Source organism: Xanthomonas euvesicatoria pv. euvesicatoria, from assembly GCF_020880415.1.
Taxonomy (GTDB): domain Bacteria; phylum Pseudomonadota; class Gammaproteobacteria; order Xanthomonadales; family Xanthomonadaceae; genus Xanthomonas; species Xanthomonas euvesicatoria.
In genome coordinates, this window is record NZ_JAJIUJ010000119.1 from 1 (window position 1) to 23,521 (window position 23,521).

Consider the following 23,521-nt stretch of genomic DNA (forward strand, 5'->3'; position numbering starts at 1 on the left):
TTATCCCGAGTTTGAGAGGCTTGTAAAAAAACCCGCGCGACGCCATCCGTGAAGGTATGACACCGCATCCTGTTGCCGCCGCCGACACCACCGCCCAAGCTCGCCTGGATCGTTCCCGGGTCTTGCGCGCCTTCAATGTGAGCCTTGCCGCCGTGCTGCTGCTGGTGGCGGTGTTCACCGCCCAGGGCATGTTCGACTGGCGCGCCTGGGCGGTGGCACCGCTGCAGGCCGACGGCCTGCGCGGCATCCTCACCGCACCGCTGCTGCATGGTTCGCTGGCCCACCTGGGCGCCAACGCCGCGGCGCTGCTGATCCTGGGCACGCTGGCCGGCAGCGTGTATCCACGTGCCACCGTGATGGCGCTGCCGCTGTTGTGGCTGGGCTCGGGCCTGGGCGCATGGCTGCTGGGCGAACCCGGCAGCCGGCATCTGGGCGCCAGCGGCGTGACCCACGGGCTGATGTTCCTGGTGTTCGTGCTGGGCCTGCTGCGCCGCGACCGCCCCGCGATCGCCACCAGCATGATCGCCTTCCTGTTCTACGGCGGCATGCTGATGACCATCCTGCCGCACGAAGCCGGCGTGTCCTGGCAATCGCATCTGGGCGGTGCGGTGGCCGGCCTGATCGCCGCCCTGCTGCTGCGCCTGCGCGACCCGCAACAGGCCAAGCCGCGCTACAGCTGGGAAGACGAGGACGAAGACGCCGCCTGGGAGGTGAGCAACCCTGAGCACGCGATGCTGGAACCTCCACCGCCGCGTCAGGTGCCGGTGCTGTGGCAGCGCCAGGACGATGGCTCAGACAACGTGGTGCTGCATTTCCCGCCGCGCGAACGGCCACCAGGTGCCTGAGACGGATCAGGCAACCACGAATCGGTCGATCCCCTGCGTAGGCGCGTGCCTGCGCGCGACGGGCTGTACCGCTAGAGCCCGTTGCGCTCTGGCGCGCTCCTACAGATGCTGATTAGCGCGCGGGGCGCCCGCTCAATGCGCGCCGCGCCAGGCCCGGGTCGTCGGCGAAGAACGCATCGATGCCCGCATCCAGATACGCCTGCAACTCGACCAACGCACCGGCGTCGTTGCGCTCGGTCACCGCGCCGCTGCTGCGGTTGTTGGCGGCCAGAAAATAATTTTCTGGACGGAACGTATACGGCTGCACCTGCAACCCGGCCGCATGTGCGTCGTGCACCAGGCTGGTGGGCGCGCCCAAACGTTGCTGCGCATCCAGCGGGATGATGCTGCGGATGTCGGGGCCGATCGCATCGGCATATGTCGCGACCTGCTTCAGGCCGTCCGGCGTGATCATCTGCCCGTAGGTCTTCGGCGCATCGTCCGTGCCGGCGGGCAGCGCCATCTGCGCGCCACCGAGCAACTGCAGCAGGCCGATGTTGCTGGTGCGCCCGATCTTGTCGCGCAGATAGCGCAGATTGCCGGTCTCGAACGACTGGATGATCACCGGCGCAGTCCGGGTATAGGCATGCGCCTGCAAGGTGGCCAGCATCTTGTCTTCCATCGGCAGGCCCAGCGCCTTGAAATAGCTGGGATGCTTGATCTCCGGAATCAGCCCGATCGTGCGGCCGGTCGCGGCAGATTCGGCCGCGACGAAATCGATGATCTCGTCCAAGGTCACGATCTGGAACTGGCCATCCCAGCGCGTGCCACGCAGCTGCGGCAGCCGCTCGCGCGCACGTAGCGTCTTCAACTCGGCCAGGGTGAAATCTTCGGTGAACCAGCCTTCCATCGCCTGACCGTCGATGGTCTTGCGGGTCTTGCGCGCAGCGAATTCCGGGTGGCTGGCCACATCGGTGGTGCCACCGATCTCGTTCTCGTGCCGCGCGATCAGTACGCCATCCTTGGTGGACACCAGATCCGGCTCGACAAAATCGGCGCCATCGACAATGGCTTTGGCATAGGAGGCCAGGGTGTGTTCCGGACGCAGCGCACTGGCGCCGCGGTGCGCAAAGATCTGCACCGTCTTGGCCAGCGGCGCTTCGGCAACTGCCGGGCCGTTCATGCCAACCATCATCGCTCCCACCAACCAGATACGACCGAACTGCATCATGCATCTCTCCAACGAAAAACAGGTACCGAATCGACGCCTGACCGCCGGGCGAGTCTGGTCGATAGGCGGCGCGGGAGGTACGACTGTACATCCCGCTTCCGCTGCATCGTCCGCACCCGCCGGAACATCACTCGCGACGTCTTGTTCGCCAGCCTAAAGCTGTCTGCGTCGATGGAAACCGGAATTCGGTAAGCAACCGCAAGACCGGCTCTTACGATTCCCCAATCCCGATTCCCGTCCTCAGAACTTCGCATCCAGCGTCAAGAACACTTGCCGCGGCGCACTGGCATGGAAGGCCAGCTGGCGGCCGTTGGGATCGCTATTGGCGAAGGCCGTCAGGTTGGAGGCGTAACGCTTGTCGGTGAGGTTGGTGACATTGAGCGAAAGCTTGAGCCCCTGCAGCACGCCAACCTGGCCGAAGTCATAACCACCGCCCGCATCGAAGGCGGTGTAGCCGCCGAAGCCCTGGTCGTTGGTGTAGGTGTAGTAGCGCTGGCCGGTGTATTTGCCGCGCAGGTTGAGATTCCACGGCCCGTAATTGAAGGCCAGTTCGCTGGCGAACATGCGCTTGGGCGTGTCGACGGTGTATTTGCCGGCGGTGGGAATCACCACGCCGTTCTGCACGTAGTTGTCGTCGTAGGTCGAACGGTTGATCGAGGCCGAGTTGTACCACTGCAGGTAGCTGGTTGGCTTCCAGATCACCGTCAGTTCGCCGCCGCGGCTGCTCACCGAGCCCACGTTGAAGAAGCGCGTGGTGCATGCGGGCGTGGTGCCCTGCTGGATGCTGGCGCAGGGGTTGAGCGAAAGCAGGCGGTTATCGAAGGTGACGTCGTAGCCGACCAGCGAGGCTTCGAAGCGGTCGCGCACGAAGCGATAGCCGGCTTCCAGCGTGCGCGATTTCTCCGGCTCCAATGCGCCGACGCTGGCATCGAACGAGGCCTGGGTCACCAACAACGGGCCACCGGCGCCGCCGCCCTGGAACGCGGCGATGTTTTCCGCGTACGAGGCGAACACTTCCTGGCCTTCGGCCAGGCGATAGCCCACGCCGATCTGCGGCAACACCGATTCGCTGGCCTTGAGCGAACCGGTGGCCACCGGCGCTTCCACTGCCACGCCCGGCGTCTCGCGCGCGGTCATTTCGGTGCTCGGGCTCTTGATGCCCAGGTCCAGGCTCAGACGCTCATCCAGGAACTTGAAATTGCCCTGCACGTAGAACTGCCGCGTGGTGATGATGTAGTTCTGCGAGAACAAACGGCGATTGGGATTCTGAAGGAACTTGTCGTCGCTGACCGGACCATCGATCCAGTAGAAATTGCGCTCCACATCGTGGTGATTGCGCTCGTACCACAGGCCCGCTTCCAGATGATGCGGGCCAAGGTCCCAACCGAGCGAAGCGATGCCGCCGGTGCGGTTGATCCAGTAATTGGTGCTGCGGATGGAAATCGGCAATGCCTGCGGCGTACCCGGATTGGACGCCTGGCCCGGCGACCACCAGTGGCCCTGGCCCTTGTTCTCGTGGTGATAGACCTGCGTGTGCAGGCTGATCGCATCGTTGGGCTGGAAATCGCCGGCCACGTAGAACAGGTCGTCGTCGCGCAAGGCGCGGCTCTGGTAGTACGCATCGTCGATGTTGTCGACACCGCCGCTGAAACCGCAACGCGCGGCATTGCGCGTGGCCGGTGCGCAATACGCCGCAGCCAATGCGCGGTTCCAGTCCGGCGCGTACAGATTCCAGTCCCAGCCCAGGCCGCGCGCCATGCCGCTCTTGGACAGGTACGCATAGTCGGCCTGCGAAGTACGCGAGGTATCGGCGAATGCGGTCAGCTTGCCGCCATCGAACTGGTACACGCCCTTGGCATTGAACTGCCGCGTGGTGGTCGGCGATTCCGGGCGCGCCCACATGTCGGCTTCGGCGTTGATGCCGGACACATACGCCGAAAACCCGTTGTAATCGCCGGTATCCACGCGCAGGAAGGTGCGCCGATTGGCATCGGAGCCCACCGTCTGCGACACCTGCCCGCCGAATACGCTGGACGGATCGGCCGAGTAATACTGGATGGTGCCGCCCAGGTTGCTGGTCGACGCCGTGCCCAACGCACCGATGCCCGAGGCCAGCTCCACGCCGCCGAAGTTTTCCGCAATCAATGCGCGGCTGATGTTGAGGCCGTTGTAGTTGCCATAGGCGTTGTCGCCCAACGGCAGGCCGTCGAGCGTATAGCCCAGGCGCGTACCGTTGAAGCCGCGCAGGCTGATCGTCTGCGATTCTTCGTTGGCACCGAACGCATCGTTGGATTGCACGTTCACGCCCGGCATGCGGTTGAGCAGCTTCTGGATGCTGGTGCCCGGTGGCAACACCGCAATGTCCTGCGGGGTGATGCGCTGCACCTGGCGGGTTTCGCCCTGGCCGATCACCGACACCGCATCGAGTTGCTGCACGGTCGCACCGGTATCGGCAGACACCTCAGGGTCGGCGGCGTAAGCGGCAGGCGCGAGCACGAGCGCGGCGAGAACGGCGGCACTTAACTGATGGGTCTTGGGCATGAGCGGCGTTGGGGACGAGTCAAAAGATGGCGGCAAGCGTGCGACAGTTGTCTTGCGTCGATGCGACCGAAACATGACAGTGCAACGACAACCGTTTCGCATCCCTGGCCGTTGCTGCGTCGCGTTGGCATGCAGCTGTCATCGAGCCGTCGTAATCTGCGGGCTCTTCCATTTGTGTTGTCTGAGGTTGCCATGTCGCAGCGCATTGCTTGCCACTCTCACCGGACGCTGGTCAGCGTTGCCATCGCCGCATTGTTGATCGGCAGCGGCATCGCAAGTGCACGGGACAAGGCAGCCGCGAAAGATTCGGTGCTAGCCACCGACGCGCATGGGTACCTGGAGAAACAACAACTGCCCGACAGCGTGCAGCTGGTGCCACCGCCACCGCAGGAGGGCAGCGCTGCGCTCGCCAACGACGAGGCAGTCGCCAAGGCCATGCTCGCCCTGCGCGGGACACCGCGCTGGGAGCTGGCCGCGGAGGACGCGGTGCTGAGCTTTCCGGCTGCGGCCACGCACTTCAGCTGCGCGCTGGGCATACAGATCGACCAGGCCAGCACCCCGCATCTGATCCGTCTGCTCGAACGCAGCATGCGCGATGCCAGCACCGCGACCAGCGCCGCCAAGGCACGCTATCAACGCCCGCGTCCTTTCATGCGCAACGCGCAACCGATGTGCACCCCGGCCGATGACGCGGCCCTGCGCAAGAACGGTTCCTACCCCTCCGGCCACACCGCCATCGGCTGGACCTGGGGCCTGATCCTGTCCGAAATCGCCCCCGCCCACCGCGACGCCCTGCTCGCGCGCGGCCGCGCCTTCGGCGACAGCCGCCTGGTCTGCAACGTGCACTGGCAGAGCGATGTCACCCAGGGCCGCGTGGTAGGCGCTGCCACGGTCGCCGCATTGCACGCCAATCCTGCGTTCGAAAAAGACCTGGCCGCCGCACGCCGCGAGATCGAACAGGCGCAGGCCAAGCAGCCGGCTGCGTCCTCGGTGGCTGCGTGCAACGCGGAAAACCAAGCGCTAGGGACCGCATTGCCTGGGGTGCTGTAGTCCACCGCAAGCGCATGGCCGATGCGCCTGCGGTGCTCGGACGATGTGCGAGAGGTTGCGCCCGCATCGCCGTCCACGCAGATGATGTGCGGCGGCAGCTGCGTCTGGGTGCGGCCCGGTTCCGACGGTTCCCGCGCGCCTCATCGCGCTGGGCATCGCCGCATCACTTGCCGATGCAAAAACTCGAGAAGATCTTGCCGAGCAGGTCATCGGCACTGAGCTTTCCGGTGATCTCGCCGAGTGCTTCATGCGCCAGGCGCAGTTCTTCGGCAGCCAGTTCCAGCTGCTCGAAACCCAGTTCCAGATCGGCAGCGTCCACGTGTTGTTCGGCGCGACGCAGCGCCTGAACATGCCGTGTGCGGGCAGAGAATTCGCCCTCGACGCTGTCCACGCCATCGCCGAGCGCAAGCGCGCGCAGGCGGATGTGCAATTGCTCCAGTCCCTGTCCGGTCACGGCAGAGACAGCGATCGCATTGGCATCGAGCGATACGGCATTGCCGAGCAGATCGCATTTGTTGTGGATCCACAGCTGACGCGGCACGGCATCGATGGCATCGCCAATGGCATCGCGGGCGGCCTGCGGGTCGCGTGCATCCAGCACCACCAGTGCCAGGTCCGCGCGCTCCAGCTCGGCGCGTGCACGGCGCATGCCTTCGCGTTCGATCGCATCGCCGCCATCGCGCAGGCCGGCGGTATCGACCAGGGTCAACTCGAAGCCGTCGAGCTGGATGGCTTCGTGCAAGGTGTCGCGGGTGGTGCCGGCGACATCGGTGACGATCGCCCGATCGCTACCGGCCAGCGCATTGAGCAAGGAACTCTTGCCGGCGTTGGGCGGACCGATCAACACCGCATGCAGGCCGTCGCGCAACTTGCGTCCGCGTTCGGCATCGCGCAGCAGCTGGGCGAGCACGTTGCGCGCCTGACCCAGACCATCGCGTAGTTGGTTGCCGCCCAAGGTGTCGAGCGGCTCGTCGGCAAAGTCGATGGCCGCTTCCACGTGGATACGCAGGCGGGTCAGTGTGTCCGCCACCGCATCGACCCGTCGCGAAAACACCCCGTCCAGTGCGCGCCGCGCGGCGCGTGCCGCCCGCAGGTCGCCGGCTGCGATCAAGTCGGCAATCGCCTCGGCCTGTGCAAGATCGAGCTTGCCGTTGAGAAATGCACGCTCACTGAATTCACCGGCGCGTGCCTGGCGGGCGCCCAGTTCGATGCAGCGGGCAACCAGTTGCCGCAACAGCACCGGGCTGCCATGGCCTTGCAGCTCGACGACGTCTTCGCCGGTAAAGCTGTGCGGCGCGTTGAACCACAGCGCAATGCCATCGTCGATGACGGCGCCCTGCCCGTCGCGAAAACGCGCGTAGTGCGCATGCCGCGGCTGCATCCGCGCAATTCCCAGTTGCGCTGCAATCTGCACCGACTGCGCCCCGGACAGGCGCACGATGCCCACGCCGCCGATTCCGGCAGCACTGGCGATGGCAACGATGGTCGAAGCGGAAGACGACATGGGCACTGCTCTACGTGGATTGAAAAAGGACACCTGTAGTTTAAACGGCGCAGTCAACAACGCCGACCCACATATTTGCGGGCACTTTTGAATCACCTCCCATGACGACATCCGCGCTGTCTGGCGTCTGCACGCCATGTCGTGTCGCGCGTCCGGTCACAACGATTGCAGCTGTGCGCGCGCCTGCTCGGCACCACTGCCTTGCGGCTGCAATTCCAGGTAGGTGGCATAGGCCTTGCGCGCCTTGTCGCGATCGCCTGCCTTGGCATATGCATCGCCGAGATTGAGATAGGCCACCGCGCGCGAGGGATCGATCTTCAAGGTATTTTCCAGCCAGCGCGCCGATTCGGCAAAGCGCCCCTGACGGTAATACACAAAGCCCAGGTTGTTGGCCGCCAGCGCGAAATCCGGACGCAGCTTCAGTGCCTCGGCAAATTGCTCGGCCGCATCGGCATAGCGCTTTTCCTTGTACAACTGCAGGCCGCGTTCGTTGGCCAGTTGTGCACGTTGGCGATCGCTGCTCTTCGCTGCGGTGGGCAACACCAGCGTGGCCTGGCCACCTTGCAGTGTCTTCACCGTCACCGGCACTGCAGCCACTGCCACACCGGCTGCGGCCGGCACAGGGCGCGCTGCGTCCACACGTGAGTTGAGCGCAATCGCATCGGCCGACAGCTGCGCGGTCTGCGCAGTGAGAAATTCTTCGCCGCTGGGAACCTGGAACACGAATTCGCCGCCTTGCGAACCGGGCAGGCTGCCGAATGCCGGCGTCTGCGCCGAGACTGCCGACACCGCGGGCGCCACGTACGCGGCCAGTTCGGTTCCGGTGATCAAGCCATCGCCATTGAGGTCGCCCTTGCCAGCCAATGCCTGCAACAGCACCCAGGTGAACACCGAATGCCCATTGGGCCCGCTATCGGCCACCTGTTGATCGGCGCCGCCGGCGGTGAGCATCTGGCGCGCGATACGCCGCGCGTTCTCGCGCAGATACGCGCTGGACGTCGGCCCGCCGCGCGTCAATCCCAGCCCGCTGTAGCACGCATCCATCACGAACAAGACGTGCTTGGCCTGCAGGCTTTCGGCGATGTTCTGCAAATCGCTCATTGCGATCGCATCGCTGGCCAGATGCTGCGGGTCCGAGTCGACCGGAATGATGTAACCCAGATCGCGACCGGAAGCGAGCCGTCGTGTGGCGCCATGCCCGGCAAAGAACACGAACACGCGGTCGTTGGTTTGTGCACGGCCTTCGCCGAGGCGGTCGTGGAATGCGGCCAGGATATTGTTGCGCGTGGCCTGCCCGTCCTTGAGCACGATCACTTGCGAGGACGGAAACCCCAACGGCCCGGTCAGGGTACTGGCAATCGCCTGCGCATCGTTGGCCGCATAGTCCAGCTTGGGCCAATGCGCGTAGTCGTCGATGCCGATCACGATCGCCCACGATTTCGCATAGCCGGTGGTCACCGTGGCATCGGCCGCCGCGCCGGGTGCGCGCGCGACCGAGAACTCGCGGCCATTCCAGCCGGCGAACTGGTAACCGTCGGCGATGAGACGATCCAGAATCTGCGGCAGCGCCTTCACTGCGCGGTCGTGGATGTCATGAAACAGCACGATGCCGCGCTGGTCCTTGTTCACTTGATCGAGCACGCGTTGCACGATGGATTCCGGCACCGGATCGGCCCAGTCCAGCGAGTCGATGTTCCACATGATCGATTTCAGGCCGGCTTCGCCCAGCAGCTGCAAGCCTTCCGCATTGCGTGCGCCATACGGAAACCGGAACAGCGGCGCGCGCTTGTCGTCCACTGCACGCAGCAAGGTGTCGGTATCCAGAACCTGGCGACGCAGTGCATCGCCGGTGGTCTTGGACAACTGTGCGTGGGTGAGGCTGTGGTTCCCCACCGCATAGCCTTCTTCCATCAGCGAATGACTGATCTTCGACAGCGGCGCAAGTTGCGGTTTGCCGTTGGCATCCAGGCTGCCGAGGTTGCGCCCCACTTCGAAGAACACGCCGGGCACATCGTAGCGCTTGAGAATCGCCACGATCTCTTCGGTGTAGGCCTTGTGCGGGCCATCGTCGAAGGTGAGCACCACTGTCTTGGGCGGCAGGTCGCGGCCGAACACTTCGCTGTCGCTGTCGCGCGCGGCGAACGGGTACGGCTCGACCACGCCATGGTCGCGCAGGATGTTCTCGCGCGTATAGAGCGTGCGCAACTGCGCCACGTAGTCGCCCCATTTCTCGCGCTTGGGCACGATGGCGCGGCTGCGATCGAAACGGCTGAAGATCTGCGTCAACTCCTTGTTGTAGCTGCGCTCGATCTCGTCCAGCGCCTCCAGATCCTCGCCGATGCGCTGATGCAGTTTCACCGCCGGCAATGCAGAGTCGCGGCCGATGCGCGCATGCAGATCGCGCAGCACCTCGGCAAATGCCAGGCGGTCGGCATCGAACAGATCCGACGCAGATTCCACCTCGTCCAGCACTGCGGAAATCGTCGCGAACCGGCGTGCATCCTTGGAAGCCAGAATCGTGTCCAACGATGCGGCAATGCGTTCGCGCTGCTCCAGGTTTTCGTGAAACAACTGCTGGCCCACGCTGCTGGAGGTGGCGCGATCGCGTGGCGTTTGTTTGTCCTCATCGGCCAGCAGCACGATGATGCGGCGGTGCCGGTCCAGCTGTTCGCGCAGTTGAGCGATCAATGCACCGGTGGCGTTCCCGGTCTTGTCCGCCTGCGTGCCAGCGCTCGTTGCAGCCGCGGGCTTCGCAGCGCCGGCAGCATCGCTGGCGTCCTGCGTGCCGCAGCCGGCCAACGCCAGCACTCCCACGCAACTTGCGCACAGCAACAGGCGATGCAACGGCGATGTGGTCACGACGGCGTCCTTGGCGAAAGAGACAACAGGCACTCAATGCGGGCTGACATGCAGAAAGCCCGCCTTGCGGCGGGCCTTCTTGAACTTACTTGGCGTTGGCCTGGATGATCTTGCTCGGCTTCTCGCCGTGCTGGCGGATCATCCACCACTGGATCAACAGGCCCAGCCCGCCGTTGACCACCCAGTACAGCACCAGGCCGGCCGGCATGAAGGCCATCATGACGCCGAACACCAGCGGCATGAACTGCATCATCTTGGCCTGCATCGGGTCCATGCCCGGGGTCGGGGTCAGCTTCTGCGTCGCCCACATGATCGAGATGTTGAGCAGCGGCAGGATGAAGTACGGGTCGCGCGCAGTCAGATCCTGGATCCAGCCCAGCCACGGCGCCTGACGCAGTTCCACCGACTCCACCAGCACCCAGTACAGCGCGAAGAAGATCGGCATCTGGATCAGCAGCGGCAGGCAGCCGCCCATCGGGTTGATCTTTTCCTTCTTGAACAGCTCCATCGTCGCCTGCTGGTACTTGACGCGATCGTCGCCGTAGCGCTCCTTGAGCTGCGCCAGGCGCGGCTGGAAGCGGCGCATCTTGGCACCGGACTTGTACTGGGCAGCCGACAGCGGATACAGCGCCAGGCGCAGCAGGACCACCAGGCCGATGATGGCCCAGCCCCAGTTGTGCAGGAAGCTGTGCAGATGGCTCAGCACCCAGAACAGGCCCTGGCCGATGATGGCCATGATCGAGAAGCGGCTGTAATCGACCACGCGGTCCAGGCCCTTGACGTCTTCCTTGGCGATCAGGTTGACCAGCTTCGGGCCTACCCACAGGCGCGCTTCGGTGCTGGCGGTCTGGCCAGGTGCCACGGTGAAGGCCGGGCCGCGCAGCTCGGCCACGTCGCGCGGGCCGTCCTGGGCCAGCACGTACAGCGAGGCTTGGTCCTTCTGCGGAATCCACGCGGTGAAGAAGTGGTGCTGCAGCAGCGCTACCCAGCCGCCGGTGATCTGGCGATTCAGGCCGCCGTCGTCCATGTAGTCCTTGAACGCGCGGCGCTCGTAGCCTTCCTGCGGGCTGTACCAGGTCGCGCCATTGAAGCTGAAGGAATCCGGATTGGTCATGCCGCGGCTGAGGATGGTCGGCACCCGGCTCAGCTTCCGGAACACGTAGCCGTTCCACGGCGCGCCACTCTTGTTGATCACCTCGTCCTTGATCGAGATGGCATAGCGGCCGCGCTCCAGGGTAAAGGTGCGACGGATCGAGACGCCGTCGGGGCCATTCCAGACGAACGGCACCACCAGCGTGTTCTGGCCCTTGGCCATTTCGAACGTCGTGCCCGGCTGCTCGGCGCGGAAGCCGCCTACACCCGGCACCGGCGAATGCTCGCTGGCCCAGCCGCTGGTGGCGTTATACGGGTGCGCCGGATCTTCGGTCAGCAGGCTGACCGGCTCGGTGCCGTCCTTGGTCTGCGGGAATTGCAGCAGCTCGGCATCGAGCACGCTGCGGCCATCCAGCTTCAGGCGCAGCACATCCGAGGTCAGGGTCACCACCGGCGCAGCGCCGGCAGCGGCCGGTGTTGCCGCAGTGCTGCTGGTCGCCGGCACCGTGCCCGGCGCGCCGGCCTGCGGAATGGGCTGGGCCGAAGGCACATTGGCCGCGCTCGGCGCTGCCGCATCCGGATCGCGCGCCGCCGGCACCGCCTGGGTGGCCGCGGCCACCGGCGCATTGGCAGCCGCCTTGTCCTTGCCCCACTCCATCCACAGCAACGCCGCGACCATCAGCCAGGCAAAAATCAGGAAAACACGGGTCTGGTTCATCGGGCAGCAACTCGCTCAGTCGGAACTACAGTTCCGGCTCTGTCGGGGAAGGGGAGGATGGGCGCACCGTCCTGGCGGGCGGCATTGTGCCGGGCGCAGCAGGCAGGGGCAATGCGCCGGCACGGCGCAGCAGACGCACGAAGGCATCGCGGATCTGTGGATTGGTCGCTTTTGCCGCCGCCGAGCGCGCCACGATGACGTAGTCACCACCGGCCAGCTCGGGCAATAGATGCCGCATGGCATCGCGCAGCACACGTTTGATGCGGTTACGTCCGACCGCGCGCGTATCGACCTTGCGCGACACGGCCATGCCCAGGCGCGGCGGCGTATCGCCGGTGCGCCAGTGCAGGCTCAGGAGTGGGTCCGAGGTGCGACGTGCAGTATCGAAAACGATCGTATATTGCGCACGCGTACGAACCCGCGCAGAGCGAGGAAATCGCCTGCACGGGTTCGATGCGTTCACGGTAGGGACTGCCTCGGCCGCAGGGAGCGGCGCGGCAATCAAGCGCTCAGGCGCTTGCGGCCCTTGGCGCGGCGGCGAGCCAGGATCTTGCGGCCGTCGGCGGTTGCCATACGTGCGCGGAAACCATGGTCGCGTGCTCGCTTGAGATTGCTGGGTTGGAAAGTACGCTTGGTGGCCATGGGGCCCTCTGCATGAATGGAGACGAATAGAACCGGCAATTCTATAGGCCTGCCGCGCCGCAGGTCAACACCCTGCTTGCCTTACCGCGGAAGAGGACGACGGCGGCCTGTGGATGGCCCTGTGAATAACTCTGGGAAAACCCTGCCCTCGGTGCTAGTCTGGTCCATCCTCTTTTCACTACCGGGCTGCGAGCACGGCGCTTTTCTGCGCCCCGCGGCCGGCAACAGATGATCACACGTTGATGGATGCTTGGCCCCGCTGTCTGGAACGTCTCGAAGCCGAATTCCCGCCCGAAGATGTCCACACCTGGTTGAAACCCCTGCAAGCCGAAGATCGCGGCGACAGCATCGTGCTGTACGCCCCGAACGCCTTCATCGTCGACCAGGTTCGCGAACGGTACCTGCCGCGCATCCGCGAATTGCTGGCGTATTTCGCCGGCAACGGCGAAGTCGCGCTGGCGGTCGGTTCGCGTCCACGTGCGCCTGAGCCGGCCCCCGCAGCGGCGGCGGTGCCAAGTGCGCCGCAGGCTGCGCCGATGGTGCCGTTCGCCGGCAACCTGGATTCGCATTACACCTTCGCCAACTTCGTCGAAGGCCGCAGCAACCAGCTGGGTCTGGCCGCCGCGATCCAGGCGGCGCAGAGGCCCGGCGACCGCGCGCACAACCCGTTGCTGCTGTACGGCAGCACCGGCCTGGGCAAGACCCACCTGATGTTCGCGGCCGGCAATGCGCTGCGTCAGGCCAATCCGGCCGCCAAGGTGATGTACCTGCGTTCGGAACAGTTCTTCAGCGCGATGATCCGGGCGCTGCAGGACAAGGCGATGGACCAGTTCAAGCGCCAGTTCCAGCAGATCGATGCGCTGCTGATCGACGACATCCAGTTCTTCGCCGGCAAGGACCGCACCCAGGAAGAGTTCTTCCACACCTTCAACGCGCTGTTCGATGGCCGCCAGCAGATCATCCTGACCTGCGACCGCTACCCGCGCGAAGTGGAGGGCCTGGAGCCGCGCCTGAAGTCGCGCCTGGCCTGGGGCCTGTCGGTGGCGATCGATCCGCCGGACTTCGAAACCCGCGCGGCCATCGTGCTGGCCAAGGCACGCGAGCGCGGCGCCGAAATTCCCGACGACGTGGCATTCCTGATCGCCAAGAAGATGCGCTCCAACGTGCGCGACCTGGAAGGCGCGCTCAACACCCTGGTGGCGCGCGCCAACTTCACCGGCCGCTCGATCACGGTGGAATTTGCCCAGGAGACGCTGCGCGATTTGCTGCGCGCCCAGCAACAGGCGATCGGCATTCCCAATATCCAGAAGACCGTGGCCGATTACTACGGCCTGCAGATGAAGGACCTGCTGTCCAAGCGGCGCACCCGCTCGCTGGCGCGCCCGCGCCAGGTGGCGATGGCGTTGGCCAAGGAGCTCACCGAGCACAGCCTGCCGGAGATCGGCGACGCGTTCGCCGGCCGCGACCACACCACCGTGCTGCATGCCTGCCGGCAGATCCGCACGTTGATGGAGGCCGACGGCAAGCTCCGCGAGGACTGGGAAAAGCTGATTCGCAAGCTCAGCGAGTAGGCCATTGGCTGCCATCGGCGCCAGGCTGGAAAAAAGCGTGGAAACGTTGGGGTCAAATGCGGGAGAATCTGTGGATAACGTTGCACCGCAGTCCGGCTGGAAAACTATCCACAGGTTTTCCGACCAGCTCAGGCGCACTAGTCCAACGCGTTTCAGATGCTGAAATGTCTTTGGAAACAAATAGTTACGGTGGTTATCCGCTGAAAACGGCCCTACCATCACCACCAAGCTTTTGATTTATTCCATATCTTTTAAAGCATAGGGGCACGGAACCACATGCGTTTTACACTGCAGCGCGAAGCCTTCCTCAAACCATTGGCACAAGTGGTCAATGTGGTCGAACGGCGTCAAACCCTGCCCGTCCTGGCTAACCTGCTAGTTCAGGTCAAGGACGGACAGGTCTCGTTGACCGGCACCGACCTGGAAGTGGAAATGATCTCGCGCACGCTGGTGGAGGACGCGCAGGACGGCGAAACCACGATTCCGGCGCGCAAGCTGTTCGACATCCTGCGCGCCCTGCCCGACGGCAGCCGCGTCACCATTTCGCAGACCGGCGACAAGGTCACCGTGCAGGCCGGGCGGAGCCGCTTCACCCTGGCGACGTTGCCGTCCAACGACTTCCCGTCCGTGGACGAGGTCGAGGCGACCGAGCGCGTCGTGGTGCCCGAAGCCGGGCTCAAGGAGCTGATCGAGCGCACCGCGTTCGCCATGGCCCAGCAGGACGTGCGCTACTACCTCAATGGCCTGTTGTTCGACCTGCGCGACGGCTTGCTGCGCTGCGTGGCTACCGACGGTCATCGTCTGGCGCTGTGCGAGATGGAGCTGGAGAAAGCCGGCGGCGCCAAGCGCCAGATCATCGTGCCGCGCAAGGGCGTGACCGAGCTGCAGCGTCTGCTGGAAGGTGCCGATCGCGAGGTCGAGCTGGAAGTGGGACGTAGCCATATCCGCGTCAAGCGCGGCGACGTGACCTTTACGTCGAAGCTGATCGACGGCCGGTTCCCGGACTACGAGGCAGTGATTCCGATTGGTGCCGATCGTGAAGTCAAGGTGGATCGTGAAGCGCTGCGCGCATCGCTACAGCGTGCGGCCATCCTGTCCAACGAGAAGTACCGCGGCGTCCGTGTGGAAGTGTCGCCGGGTCAGCTGAAGATCAGCGCGCATAACCCCGAGCAGGAAGAGGCCCAGGAAGAGATCGAGGCCGATACCAAGGTCGACGACCTGGCTATCGGCTTCAACGTCAACTATTTGCTCGACGCGCTGTCGGCATTGCGCGATGAGCACGTGGTGATCCAGCTGCGTGATGCCAATTCGTCTGCATTGGTGCGTGAGGCCAGCAGCGAGAAGTCGCGCCATGTGGTGATGCCGTTGCGTCTCTAACGCTCCGTTCCACGTGGAACACGCAAAAGCCCGGCATCTGCCGGGCTTTTTGTTTGCGCCATTCGGGGGCTTGTTGTTCTAGCTAAGCATCGTGGCCAAGTCGTCTGTGGCGACCAAATGGGACGTGGGCCGAGCTATGGCGCCTGTGCATGATCTGAAGGGATAAGCCCTGACGTAAGCGTGGGAGCTATGCCTTCGATCCGGTCGATCGACCAAACGCGCTCCACGCGCTTGCAACGGCGTTGCTGTATTGGCTGGACATCGGCGCCAGGGTTGAGACTCGGTACACATCGAGTTTCAAAATCTACATGAGCGGCTGCGGACCCAGCTCCGACTCGGTCAAACGTCAGGACAAGATTCACCGCGGCGCGTAAGTAGGACCTCTACGGACTATTTCCGTCGCCACGCATCTTCGCGTTACGTCTGCAGTGTCCTGAAATTTTGGACGGGCCTGGCACCTGGCGACTCAGCGAGGTTCGAAAGTCTCAACGTGGCCGGAGCCGAGTTCATTCGCCCGGTCTTTGATCGTCGAGCTGGCTTGGTCCGAGACACAGCGAAAGCAGGGAGAGAACAGGACACCTTGTCTCTCATGCGCCATTGGGTTTTGAAGCTCTGCGTGTTTAACCTGAATGAGTTCATTTCAAGGCAATCAATTGATTTGCTATCGCACATGTCGGCGAGATCCGGTGTCCAGCTGTTCAGCTCCCTACTGTTTTTGACTTATGCACATCGCGCTTTGCTTTTAAATCTATAAATAACTTAAGAGCTTTGTGGTGATGGTAGGCGCAGATTTCGCGTAAAAACACCTCAAGTGATTGTTCTTAAAGGGAATTAGGGGGTCGAAACCCTGTGTTTATCGACCTGTTTTCTGGCTTACAAGCTGTGGATAAGAAAAAACACCGCCCTCCGCCCCTTTTTTATCCACATGTTATCCCCTGCCTGTCCCGCCGTTGTTGCCGGCCACAACTGCGCGCGTTTCATGCCGATCCCGTATCCTTCGACCCGACCGGCATGCCGGATTACAGCCCAGAGCACACCGATCGATGCATGTAGTGCGGTTGTCCATTCATCGGCTTCGCCGGTTTCACACCGTCGAGCTTCATCCCTCCAGTACCTTGAATCTGCTGACCGGCGACAACGGTGCGGGGAAGACCAGCGTGCTCGAAGCGCTGCATCTGATGGCCTACGGCCGCAGCTTCCGCGGGCGCGTCCGTGACGGCCTGATCCAACAAGGCGCCAACGACCTTGAAGTTTTCGTGGAATGGAAAGAAGGCAACGGCGCTGCGGGCGAACGGACGCGTCGAGCCGGCCTGCGTCATAGGGGGCAGGAATGGACGGGACGTCTGGATGGTGAAGACGTGGCGCAGCTTGGCGCGCTTTGCGCTGCGCTGGCAGTGGTGACGTTCGAGCCCGGCAGCCACGTGCTGATCAGTGGCGGTGGCGAACCTCGCCGCCGCTTCCTGGATTGGGGCCTGTTCCACGTGGAACCCGATTTCCTCACCATGTGGCGCCGCTACGCCCGGGCGCTCAAGCAACGTAATGCGTTGCTGAAGCAGGGCGCGCAGCCACGCATGTTGGACGCCTGGGACCACGAACTCGCCGAATCCGGCGAGAGCCTGACGTCTCGGCGCACGCGCTACCTGGAACGCCTGCAGGAGCGGCTGGTTCCCGTGGCAGACGCGATCGCGCCCGCGCTGGGACTGTCTGCGCTGACGTTCGCTCCCGGCTGGAAGCGCCACGAGGTCTCGCTGGCAGACGCCCTGCTGCTTGCGCGCGAACGCGATCGCCAGAATGGCTACACCTCGCAAGGCCCGCACCGGGCAGATTGGGTGCCCAGCTTTCAGGCACTCCCTGGACGGGACGCGCTTTCCCGGGGACAGGCCAAGCTCACCGCCCTCGCCTGCCTGCTCGCACAGGCGGAGGACTTCGCCTACGAACGCGGCGAGTGGCCGGTCATCGCCCTGGATGATCTGGGCTCGGAGCTGGACCGGCACCATCAGGGGCGTGTGCTGCAGCGGCTCGCGTCCGCGCCGGCACAGGTGCTCATCACCGCAACCGAAACCCCGCCTGGCCTTGCAGATGCCGGCGCACTATTGCAGCAGTTCCACGTGGAACACGGCCACATTACGCGACAGGCAGCGGCCCACTGAGCCGCGACGGCCGGCTCGTGCCGGCTGGTATAATTTGCTCGCTATCCCCCTTTTCCCACGGTGCGGAGCGGCTATCGCCGACTTCGCCCGTGTTGTGGAGCCAACGGCACGCGCATGACCGACGAACAAAACATCCCGCCAACACCCAACGGCACCTACGACTCCAGCAAGATCACCGTGCTGCGTGGCCTGGAGGCCGTCCGCAAGCGCCCCGGCATGTATATCGGCGACGTCCATGACGGCACCGGCCTGCATCACATGGTGTTCGAGGTGGTCGACAACTCGGTCGACGAAGCCCTGGCCGGGCATGCGGACGACATCGTGGTGAAGATCCTGGCCGATGGCTCGGTGGCGGTCTCCGACAACGGGCGCGGCGTACCGGTCGACATCCACAAGGAAGAAGGCGTCTCGGCGGCCGAGGTGATCCTCACCGTGCTGCACGCCGGCGGCAAGTTCGACGACAACAGCTACAAGGTCTCCGGCGGCCTGCATGGCGTAGGCGTCTCGGTGGTCAACGCATTGTCCGAGCACTTGTGGCTGGATATCTGGCGCGACGGCTTCCACTACCAGCAGGAATACGCGCTGGGCGAACCGCAGTACCCGCTCAAGCAGCTGGAAGCCTCGACCAAGCGCGGCACCACGCTGCGCTTCAAGCCGTCCGTGGCCATCTTCAGCGATGTCGAGTTCCATTACGACATCCTGGCGCGGCGCCTGCGCGAGCTGTCCTTCCTCAATTCCGGCGTCAAGATCACCTTGATCGACGAGCGCGGCGAAGGCCGTCGCGACGATTTCCATTACGAAGGCGGCATCCGCAGCTTCGTGGAGCATCTGGCGCAGTTGAAGTCGCCGCTGCACCCGAATGTGATCTCGGTGACCGGCGAGCACAACGGCATCATGGTGGACGTGGCCCTGCAATGGACCGACGCCTACCAGGAAACCATGTACTGCTTCACCAACAATATTCCGCAGAAGGACGGCGGCACCCACCTGGCCGGTTTCCGTGCGGCGCTGACGCGCGTGCTCAGCACCTACATCGAACAGAACGGCATCGCCAAGCAGGCCAAGGTCGCGCTGACCGGCGATGACATGCGCGAAGGCATGATCGCGGTGCTTTCGGTCAAGGTGCCCGACCCCAGCTTCTCTTCGCAGACCAAGGAAAAGCTGGTCAGCTCGGATGTGCGCCCGGCGGTGGAAAACGCCTTCGGTGCGCGCCTGCAGGAGTTCCTGCAGGAGAACCCGAACGAAGCCAAGGCCATCACCGGCAAGATCGTCGATGCAGCGCGCGCGCGCGAAGCCGCCCGCAAGGCGCGCGACCTGACCCGCCGCAAGGGCGCGTTGGACATCGCCGGCCTGCCCGGCAAGCTCGCCGATTGCCAGGAAAAGGACCCGGCGCTGTCGGAACTGTTCATCGTCGAGGGTGACTCGGCGGGCGGTTCGGCCAAGCAGGGACGCAACCGCAAGAACCAGGCCGTGCTGCCGCTGCGCGGCAAGATCCTCAATGTCGAACGTGCCCGCTTCGACCGCATGCTGGCCTCCGACCAGGTCGGCACGCTGATCACTGCGCTGGGCACCGGCATCGGTCGCGACGAGTACAACCCGGACAAGCTGCGCTACCACCGCATCATCCTGATGACCGACGCCGACGTGGACGGCTCGCACATCCGCACCCTGCTGCTGACCTTCTTCTACCGGCAGATGCCGGAGTTGATCGAGCGCGGCTACATCTACATCGGCCTGCCGCCGCTGTACAAGCTCAAGCAGGGCAAGAGCGAGCTGTATCTGAAGGACGACGCGGCGCTCAACGCCTACCTGGCTAGCAATGCGGTCGAGGGCGCGGCGCTGATTCCGGCCACCGACGAACCGCCGATCACCGGCGAAGCGCTGGAGAAATTGTTGATGCTGTTCACCAGCGCCAACGAAGCGATCGCGCGCAACGCACACCGCTACGACCCGGCCCTGCTCACCGCGCTGATCGACCTGCCGCCACTGGATGTGGAAAAACTGCAGGCCGAAGGCGACCAGCATCCGACCCTGGATGCACTGCAGGCAGTGCTCAACCGCGGCACCCTGGGTACCGCGCGCTACCAGTTGCGCTTCGACCCCGGCAGCGAGAACGCGCCTGCCACCCTGGTGGCCATCCGCCGCCACATGGGCGAAGAGTTCACCCAGGTGCTGCCGATGGGTGCGTTCGAAAGCGGCGAGCTGCGTCCGCTGCGTGAGGTCTCGCTGGCCTTGCACGACCTGGTGCGCGAAGGTGCCCAGATCGTGCGCGGCAACAAGAGCCACCCGATCACCAGCTTCGCGCAGGCCCATGCCTGGTTGCTGGACGAGGCCAAGAAGGGCCGCCAGGTGCAGCGCTTCAAGGGCCTGGGCGAAATGAATGCCGAGCAGCTGTGGGAAACCACGGTCAACCCCGACACGCGTCGCCTGTTGCAGGTGCGCATCGAGGACGCGGTGGCCGCCGACCAGATCTTCAGCACCTTGATGGGCGATGTGGTCGAGCCACGCCGCGACTTCATCGAGGACAACGCGCTGAAGGTGTCCAACCTGGATATCTGAGGCACCCGCATCGGCCGGCACGTCGCAACCGCGGCGTGGTGGCCGGTGCGGTGTTCGCAGGATTGATGATGCGCACCGATCTTCCACCGCCCCCGGCACCACGCACGGTTGCCGGCAAGCCGCCGTTGCTGCCCGTGCTCGTGGGTTTCTGGGTCGACGTGCTCATCGCCGCCGGCCTGCTGTTGACCCTCAGCGTGGCCGGCTTTGCGTTGTGGGGCGCAGTGCGTGGCTTTGGCCACGTACAGGCGGCCAAGGCGCAGGGGCTGACCCCCTCGCCCACCGAGGTCATGGCCGCCATTGGCCAACCCGGCGTGATGGTGCAGCTGCTCACCGCGTTGGTCAGCACGGCCACGCCGGCGCTGCTGTTGTACTACTGGCGCCGCCGCGCCACCGCTGCCGAACAGACCGCCTCGCGGGCTGCCGCGCGTCGCGCCTCCACCTGGGGCTGGACCGCGCTGGTCGCCGCCGCAGTGTTCCTGCTCAGCAACCTGGTCAGCGTGGCGGCTTCGGCGTTGGGCATCAAGCCGGTGCCCACCAACCTGCCGTTGATGGAAGACGCGCTCCAGCAGTGGCCGCTGGCACTGACGCTGTTTGCGGTGGTCATCGCGCCGGCTTACGAAGAACTGCTGTTTCGTCGCGTGCTGTTCGGGCGCCTGCTCGCTGCCGGCCGCCCCTGGCTGGGCATCGTGCTGAGCGGGGCGATTTTCGCGCTGGTGCACGAAGTACCCGGCATCAGCGGCAACGGCCCGGCCGCGATCGCGCAGCTGTGGCTGGTGTACGGCAGCATGGGCGCGGCGTTCGCATGGCTGTACTGGCGCACCGGTACGCTGTGGGCGCCAATTGCCGCGCATGGCATCAACAACGCCACGGCCCTGGCAGCGCTGTACTTTTTCGGGCTTGGCTGAGTCCACAAGCGGTCAGATGCGAGAACCCAGCCGCAGCGGCGTGGCGCCTGGGCACCGGATAAATCCGCACGCTTTGGACAGCCGATCGCCCCGGCCGGGCACGCGTCATCGGCCGCACGGAACCGTTTGACGAAAAGTTAAGACGAGCCTGCCAGAATGCCCCCATGGTTCTAGGGGGATCGAATGAAAGCTAGGCTGTTGATCGTTGTTGCCGTGCTTGCACTGACGGCGTGTGCCACCACAACTTCGCCAACCGGCCGCCGACAGGTGGTGGGCGGGGTATCGCAACAGCAATTGGACCAGTTGGGCGCGCAATCCTTTGCGCAGACCAAGGCCAAGGAAAAAGTCAGCACCGACGGCAAGCAGAACGCCTACGTGCAGTGCGTGGTCAACGCGCTGGTGGCGCAACTGCAGCCGCAATGGCGTGAAACCAAGTGGGAAACCGCGCTGTTCGTGGACAACGAAGCCAATGCCTTCGCCCTGCCTGGTGGCAAGGTCGGTGTCAACACGGGCATTTTTACTGTCGCCAAGACCCAGGATCAGCTCGCCGCCGTGCTCGGGCATGAGATCGGCCATGTCATTTCGCGCCATCACGAAGAGCGCATCACCCGTCAGCTCGGCGCGCAGACGGGCCTGGGCATCATCGGCGCACTCGCCGGCGCTGCCTATGGCGACGGGGCGGCCAGCGCAGTCAATCAGGTCGGCGGTATGACTGCCCAGACAGTGTTCCTGCTGCCCGGCTCGCGTACCCAGGAAAGCGAAGCCGATGTGGTCGGCCAACGTCTGATGGCCCAGGCCGGCTTCGATCCGGCGCAGGCGGTGACGCTGTGGCAGAACATGATGGCCGCCAGCGGCAATCGCCAACCGCAGTGGCTGTCGACCCACCCCGACCCTGCCAACCGCATCCGCGAACTGCAGGCCGACGTTGCCCAGCTCGAACCGGTGTACTAGCAGGCCAGGCGGAGCGGGCGCGTGCCGCGTTGTGGCTAGTGCTGCTAACGACATCCGTGCGGCCGCCGTCAACCTGGACGAACACCGATTCGATGCGACGCTTGCTTGCCTCCCCTGGTGGCGTACGCGCCGCTACACCGGTCAAGGTCTGTTAGCGACGCTAAGACATCGGTTCCCTGCTTCTGATTGCCGCAACACAACATGGAAACCGTTTTCGGGAACTGAGACTTTCTGCTAAGTTTGCCGGCTCAGATTTTTCGTACAGCGCCCATTCCGCTTTTCGTACCGCCCGACGGCGGATCGTCCGAGGTGAAACATGAAACTGCTCAACCGCAAGCAAGCCCTGTTGTCCCTGTTCATCGCCGCGTCGCTGGGTGGGGCTGTCGTCACCGATGCGGTCGCGCAGTCGGACCGTTCCTCCGAACGCGCCAGCCGCAAATCCAAAAGCGGCAAGGCCGAGGAGCTGTACCCGCAGTCGACCCGCCAGGCACCGACGATCAAGCCGTCCTCCAAGTTGAGCAGCAAGCTGCAGAAGCTGATCGAAACCTTCAACAAGGGCGAGGACTACCAAGGCGTGCGCACCCAGGCCGATGAGATCCTGGCCAACAGCGCTGCCAACGACGCCGACAAGGCGCTGGCGGCCCAGCTGGCCGCGCAGGCTGCCTACAACCTGGGCGACACCGCCGCTGCCAAGAAGTACCTGCAGCAGGCCATCGGCCTGAACGCGCTGGACAACAACGGCCAGTTCCAGTCGATGCTGATGCTGGCGCAGTTGCAGATGCAGGACGACCAGCAGGCCGAGGGTCTGGCCACGCTGGACAAATATCTGGAAGAGAGCAAGTCGCAGCGTCCGGAAGACCTGATCCTCAAGGGCCAGGCGCTGTACCAGACCGAGCGCTACAAGGAAGCCATTCCGGTGTTGAAGCAGGCCATCGCTGCCTCGCCCGAGCCCAAGGACAGCTGGAACCAGCTGCTGATGGCGTCCTACGCCGAAGCTGGCCAGACCGGTGAGGCCGTTGCGGCCGCCGAGGCGCTGGCCGCCAAGACGCCCAACGACAAAAAGGCGCAGCTCAACCTGGCCAACATGTACATGCAGGCCGACCAGATGGACAAGGCCGCAGGCGTGATGGACAAGCTGCGTGCCTCCGGCCAGTTGACCGAAGAAAAGGAATACAAGCAGTTGTATTCCATCTACGCCAACACCGAGAACAAAGAAAAGGACGTCATTGCCGTCATCAATGAGGGTATGCAAAAAGGCATCCTCAAGCCTGATTATCAGACATACCTTGCCCTGGCCCAGTCGTATTACTACAGCGACGATGTCCCGAAGGCGATCGAAAACTGGCAGAAGGCCGCACCGCTTTCCAAGGATGGCGAGACCTATTTGAATCTGGCCAAGGTGCTGCATTCGGAAGGTCGCATCCCCGAGGCCAAGCAGGCCGCACAGCAGGCGATCGCCAAGGGTGTTAAAAAACCCGAAGACGCCAAGAAGATCATCAACCTGAAGTAAAAAAAGAAAATAAACCCCCGAAATCCCTGTGTTTTTA

16 protein-coding genes and 1 other RNA gene are annotated in these 23,521 nt (G+C 64.2%); 10 read left to right on the forward strand and 7 right to left on the reverse strand.

Annotation, left to right across the window (positions count from 1 at the left end; genetic code table 11):
- Nucleotides 1-56: 56 nt before the first annotated feature.
- Nucleotides 57-845, forward strand: a complete 789-nt coding sequence (locus tag LN450_RS20625) for a rhomboid family intramembrane serine protease (protein ID WP_011349211.1) — start codon at nucleotides 57-59, stop codon at nucleotides 843-845.
- 112 nt (nucleotides 846-957) lie between these two features.
- Here LN450_RS20625 and LN450_RS20630 read toward each other — a convergent pair whose 3' ends face one another.
- Nucleotides 958-2,055, reverse strand: a complete 1,098-nt coding sequence (locus LN450_RS20630; protein WP_039418977.1) for a glycerophosphodiester phosphodiesterase — start codon at nucleotides 2,053-2,055, stop codon at nucleotides 958-960.
- 75 nt (nucleotides 2,056-2,130) lie between these two features.
- Between LN450_RS20630 and LN450_RS20635 the strand changes: the two genes are divergently transcribed.
- A non-coding RNA gene (locus LN450_RS20635) (sX9 sRNA) lies at nucleotides 2,131-2,205 on the forward strand.
- A 90-nt stretch (nucleotides 2,206-2,295) separates the two neighbouring features.
- Here the strand turns inward: LN450_RS20635 and LN450_RS20640 are convergent.
- The gene (locus tag LN450_RS20640; protein ID WP_031425274.1) at nucleotides 2,296-4,596 is read right to left on the reverse strand and encodes a TonB-dependent receptor; all 2,301 of its coding nucleotides are present in this window, start codon (nucleotides 4,594-4,596) and stop codon (nucleotides 2,296-2,298) included.
- Nucleotides 4,597-4,788: 192 nt separating this feature from the next.
- Between LN450_RS20640 and LN450_RS20645 the strand changes: the two genes are divergently transcribed.
- On the forward strand, nucleotides 4,789-5,646 hold the full coding sequence (locus LN450_RS20645) for an acid phosphatase (RefSeq protein WP_011349215.1): 858 nt from the start codon (nucleotides 4,789-4,791) through the stop codon (nucleotides 5,644-5,646).
- 163 nt (nucleotides 5,647-5,809) lie between these two features.
- Here the strand turns inward: LN450_RS20645 and mnmE are convergent, their stop codons facing one another.
- The 5 genes from mnmE to rpmH all read right to left on the reverse strand — a co-directional run bounded on the left by mnmE (nucleotide 5,810) and on the right by rpmH (nucleotide 12,461).
- Complete coding sequence (gene mnmE, locus LN450_RS20650; RefSeq protein ID WP_011349216.1) at nucleotides 5,810-7,150, reverse strand: tRNA uridine-5-carboxymethylaminomethyl(34) synthesis GTPase MnmE; 1,341 nt, start codon at nucleotides 7,148-7,150, stop codon at nucleotides 5,810-5,812.
- A 156-nt stretch (nucleotides 7,151-7,306) separates the two neighbouring features.
- Nucleotides 7,307-10,009, reverse strand: coding sequence for a polysaccharide deacetylase family protein (locus tag LN450_RS20655; RefSeq protein ID WP_011349217.1), 2,703 nt, complete (start codon nucleotides 10,007-10,009; stop codon nucleotides 7,307-7,309).
- 85 nt (nucleotides 10,010-10,094) lie between these two features.
- A complete protein-coding gene (gene yidC, locus LN450_RS20665; RefSeq protein ID WP_011349218.1) occupies nucleotides 10,095-11,819 on the reverse strand; it encodes a membrane protein insertase YidC in 1,725 nt (574 codons plus the stop codon).
- A 25-nt stretch (nucleotides 11,820-11,844) separates the two neighbouring features.
- Nucleotides 11,845-12,282 (reverse strand): ribonuclease P protein component, encoded by a 438-nt coding sequence (rnpA, locus tag LN450_RS20670; RefSeq protein ID WP_007968218.1) that lies wholly within the window; start codon nucleotides 12,280-12,282, stop codon nucleotides 11,845-11,847.
- A gap of 38 nt (nucleotides 12,283-12,320) precedes the next feature.
- Nucleotides 12,321-12,461 carry a 50S ribosomal protein L34 gene (gene rpmH, locus LN450_RS20675; protein WP_002805908.1) on the reverse strand — a complete coding sequence of 47 codons (141 nt, stop codon included), beginning with the start codon at nucleotides 12,459-12,461 and terminating at the stop codon, nucleotides 12,321-12,323.
- A 242-nt stretch (nucleotides 12,462-12,703) separates the two neighbouring features.
- Between rpmH and dnaA the strand changes: the two genes are divergently transcribed.
- From dnaA to LN450_RS20710, 7 genes are all read left to right on the forward strand, one after another.
- Nucleotides 12,704-14,032, forward strand: a complete 1,329-nt coding sequence (gene dnaA, locus LN450_RS20680) for a chromosomal replication initiator protein DnaA (RefSeq protein ID WP_011345769.1) — start codon at nucleotides 12,704-12,706, stop codon at nucleotides 14,030-14,032.
- A gap of 276 nt (nucleotides 14,033-14,308) precedes the next feature.
- A complete protein-coding gene (gene dnaN, locus LN450_RS20685; protein ID WP_005912436.1) occupies nucleotides 14,309-15,409 on the forward strand; it encodes a DNA polymerase III subunit beta in 1,101 nt (366 codons plus the stop codon).
- 1,043 nt (nucleotides 15,410-16,452) lie between these two features.
- On the forward strand, nucleotides 16,453-17,559 hold the full coding sequence (gene recF, locus LN450_RS20690) for a DNA replication/repair protein RecF (RefSeq protein WP_011345770.1): 1,107 nt from the start codon (nucleotides 16,453-16,455) through the stop codon (nucleotides 17,557-17,559).
- Between the two features lie 114 nt (nucleotides 17,560-17,673).
- Nucleotides 17,674-20,118, forward strand: coding sequence for a DNA topoisomerase (ATP-hydrolyzing) subunit B (gene gyrB, locus LN450_RS20695; protein WP_008572975.1), 2,445 nt, complete (start codon nucleotides 17,674-17,676; stop codon nucleotides 20,116-20,118).
- 68 nt (nucleotides 20,119-20,186) lie between these two features.
- A complete protein-coding gene (locus LN450_RS20700; protein WP_011345772.1) occupies nucleotides 20,187-21,023 on the forward strand; it encodes a CPBP family intramembrane glutamic endopeptidase in 837 nt (278 codons plus the stop codon).
- A 183-nt stretch (nucleotides 21,024-21,206) separates the two neighbouring features.
- The gene (locus tag LN450_RS20705) at nucleotides 21,207-21,974 is read left to right on the forward strand and encodes a M48 family metallopeptidase (protein ID WP_011345773.1); all 768 of its coding nucleotides are present in this window, start codon (nucleotides 21,207-21,209) and stop codon (nucleotides 21,972-21,974) included.
- A 316-nt stretch (nucleotides 21,975-22,290) separates the two neighbouring features.
- Nucleotides 22,291-23,484 (forward strand): tetratricopeptide repeat protein, encoded by a 1,194-nt coding sequence (locus LN450_RS20710; protein ID WP_011345774.1) that lies wholly within the window; start codon nucleotides 22,291-22,293, stop codon nucleotides 23,482-23,484.
- The last annotated feature ends 37 nt before the right edge of the window (nucleotides 23,485-23,521 follow it).

Excerpts from the sequence above, each read along its gene's own strand:
- recF (WP_011345770.1), top strand. The coding sequence starts at position 16,453 with ATGCATGTAGTGCGGTTGTCCATTCATCGGCTTCGCCGGTTTCACACC.
- LN450_RS20625 (WP_011349211.1), top strand. The coding sequence starts at position 57 with ATGACACCGCATCCTGTTGCCGCCGCCGACACCACCGCCCAAGCTCGC.
- LN450_RS20710 (WP_011345774.1), top strand. The coding sequence starts at position 22,291 with ATGAAACTGCTCAACCGCAAGCAAGCCCTGTTGTCCCTGTTCATCGCC.
- dnaA (WP_011345769.1), top strand. The coding sequence starts at position 12,704 with ATGGATGCTTGGCCCCGCTGTCTGGAACGTCTCGAAGCCGAATTCCCG.
- LN450_RS20705 (WP_011345773.1), top strand. The coding sequence starts at position 21,207 with ATGAAAGCTAGGCTGTTGATCGTTGTTGCCGTGCTTGCACTGACGGCG.
- rpmH (WP_002805908.1), bottom strand. The coding sequence starts at position 12,461 with ATGGCCACCAAGCGTACTTTCCAACCCAGCAATCTCAAGCGAGCACGC.
- yidC (WP_011349218.1), bottom strand. The coding sequence starts at position 11,819 with ATGAACCAGACCCGTGTTTTCCTGATTTTTGCCTGGCTGATGGTCGCG.
- mnmE (WP_011349216.1), bottom strand. The coding sequence starts at position 7,150 with ATGTCGTCTTCCGCTTCGACCATCGTTGCCATCGCCAGTGCTGCCGGA.
- LN450_RS20640 (WP_031425274.1), bottom strand. The coding sequence starts at position 4,596 with ATGCCCAAGACCCATCAGTTAAGTGCCGCCGTTCTCGCCGCGCTCGTG.
- gyrB (WP_008572975.1), top strand. The coding sequence starts at position 17,674 with ATGACCGACGAACAAAACATCCCGCCAACACCCAACGGCACCTACGAC.
- LN450_RS20630 (WP_039418977.1), bottom strand. The coding sequence starts at position 2,055 with ATGATGCAGTTCGGTCGTATCTGGTTGGTGGGAGCGATGATGGTTGGC.
- LN450_RS20700 (WP_011345772.1), top strand. The coding sequence starts at position 20,187 with ATGCGCACCGATCTTCCACCGCCCCCGGCACCACGCACGGTTGCCGGC.
- dnaN (WP_005912436.1), top strand. The coding sequence starts at position 14,309 with ATGCGTTTTACACTGCAGCGCGAAGCCTTCCTCAAACCATTGGCACAA.
- LN450_RS20645 (WP_011349215.1), top strand. The coding sequence starts at position 4,789 with ATGTCGCAGCGCATTGCTTGCCACTCTCACCGGACGCTGGTCAGCGTT.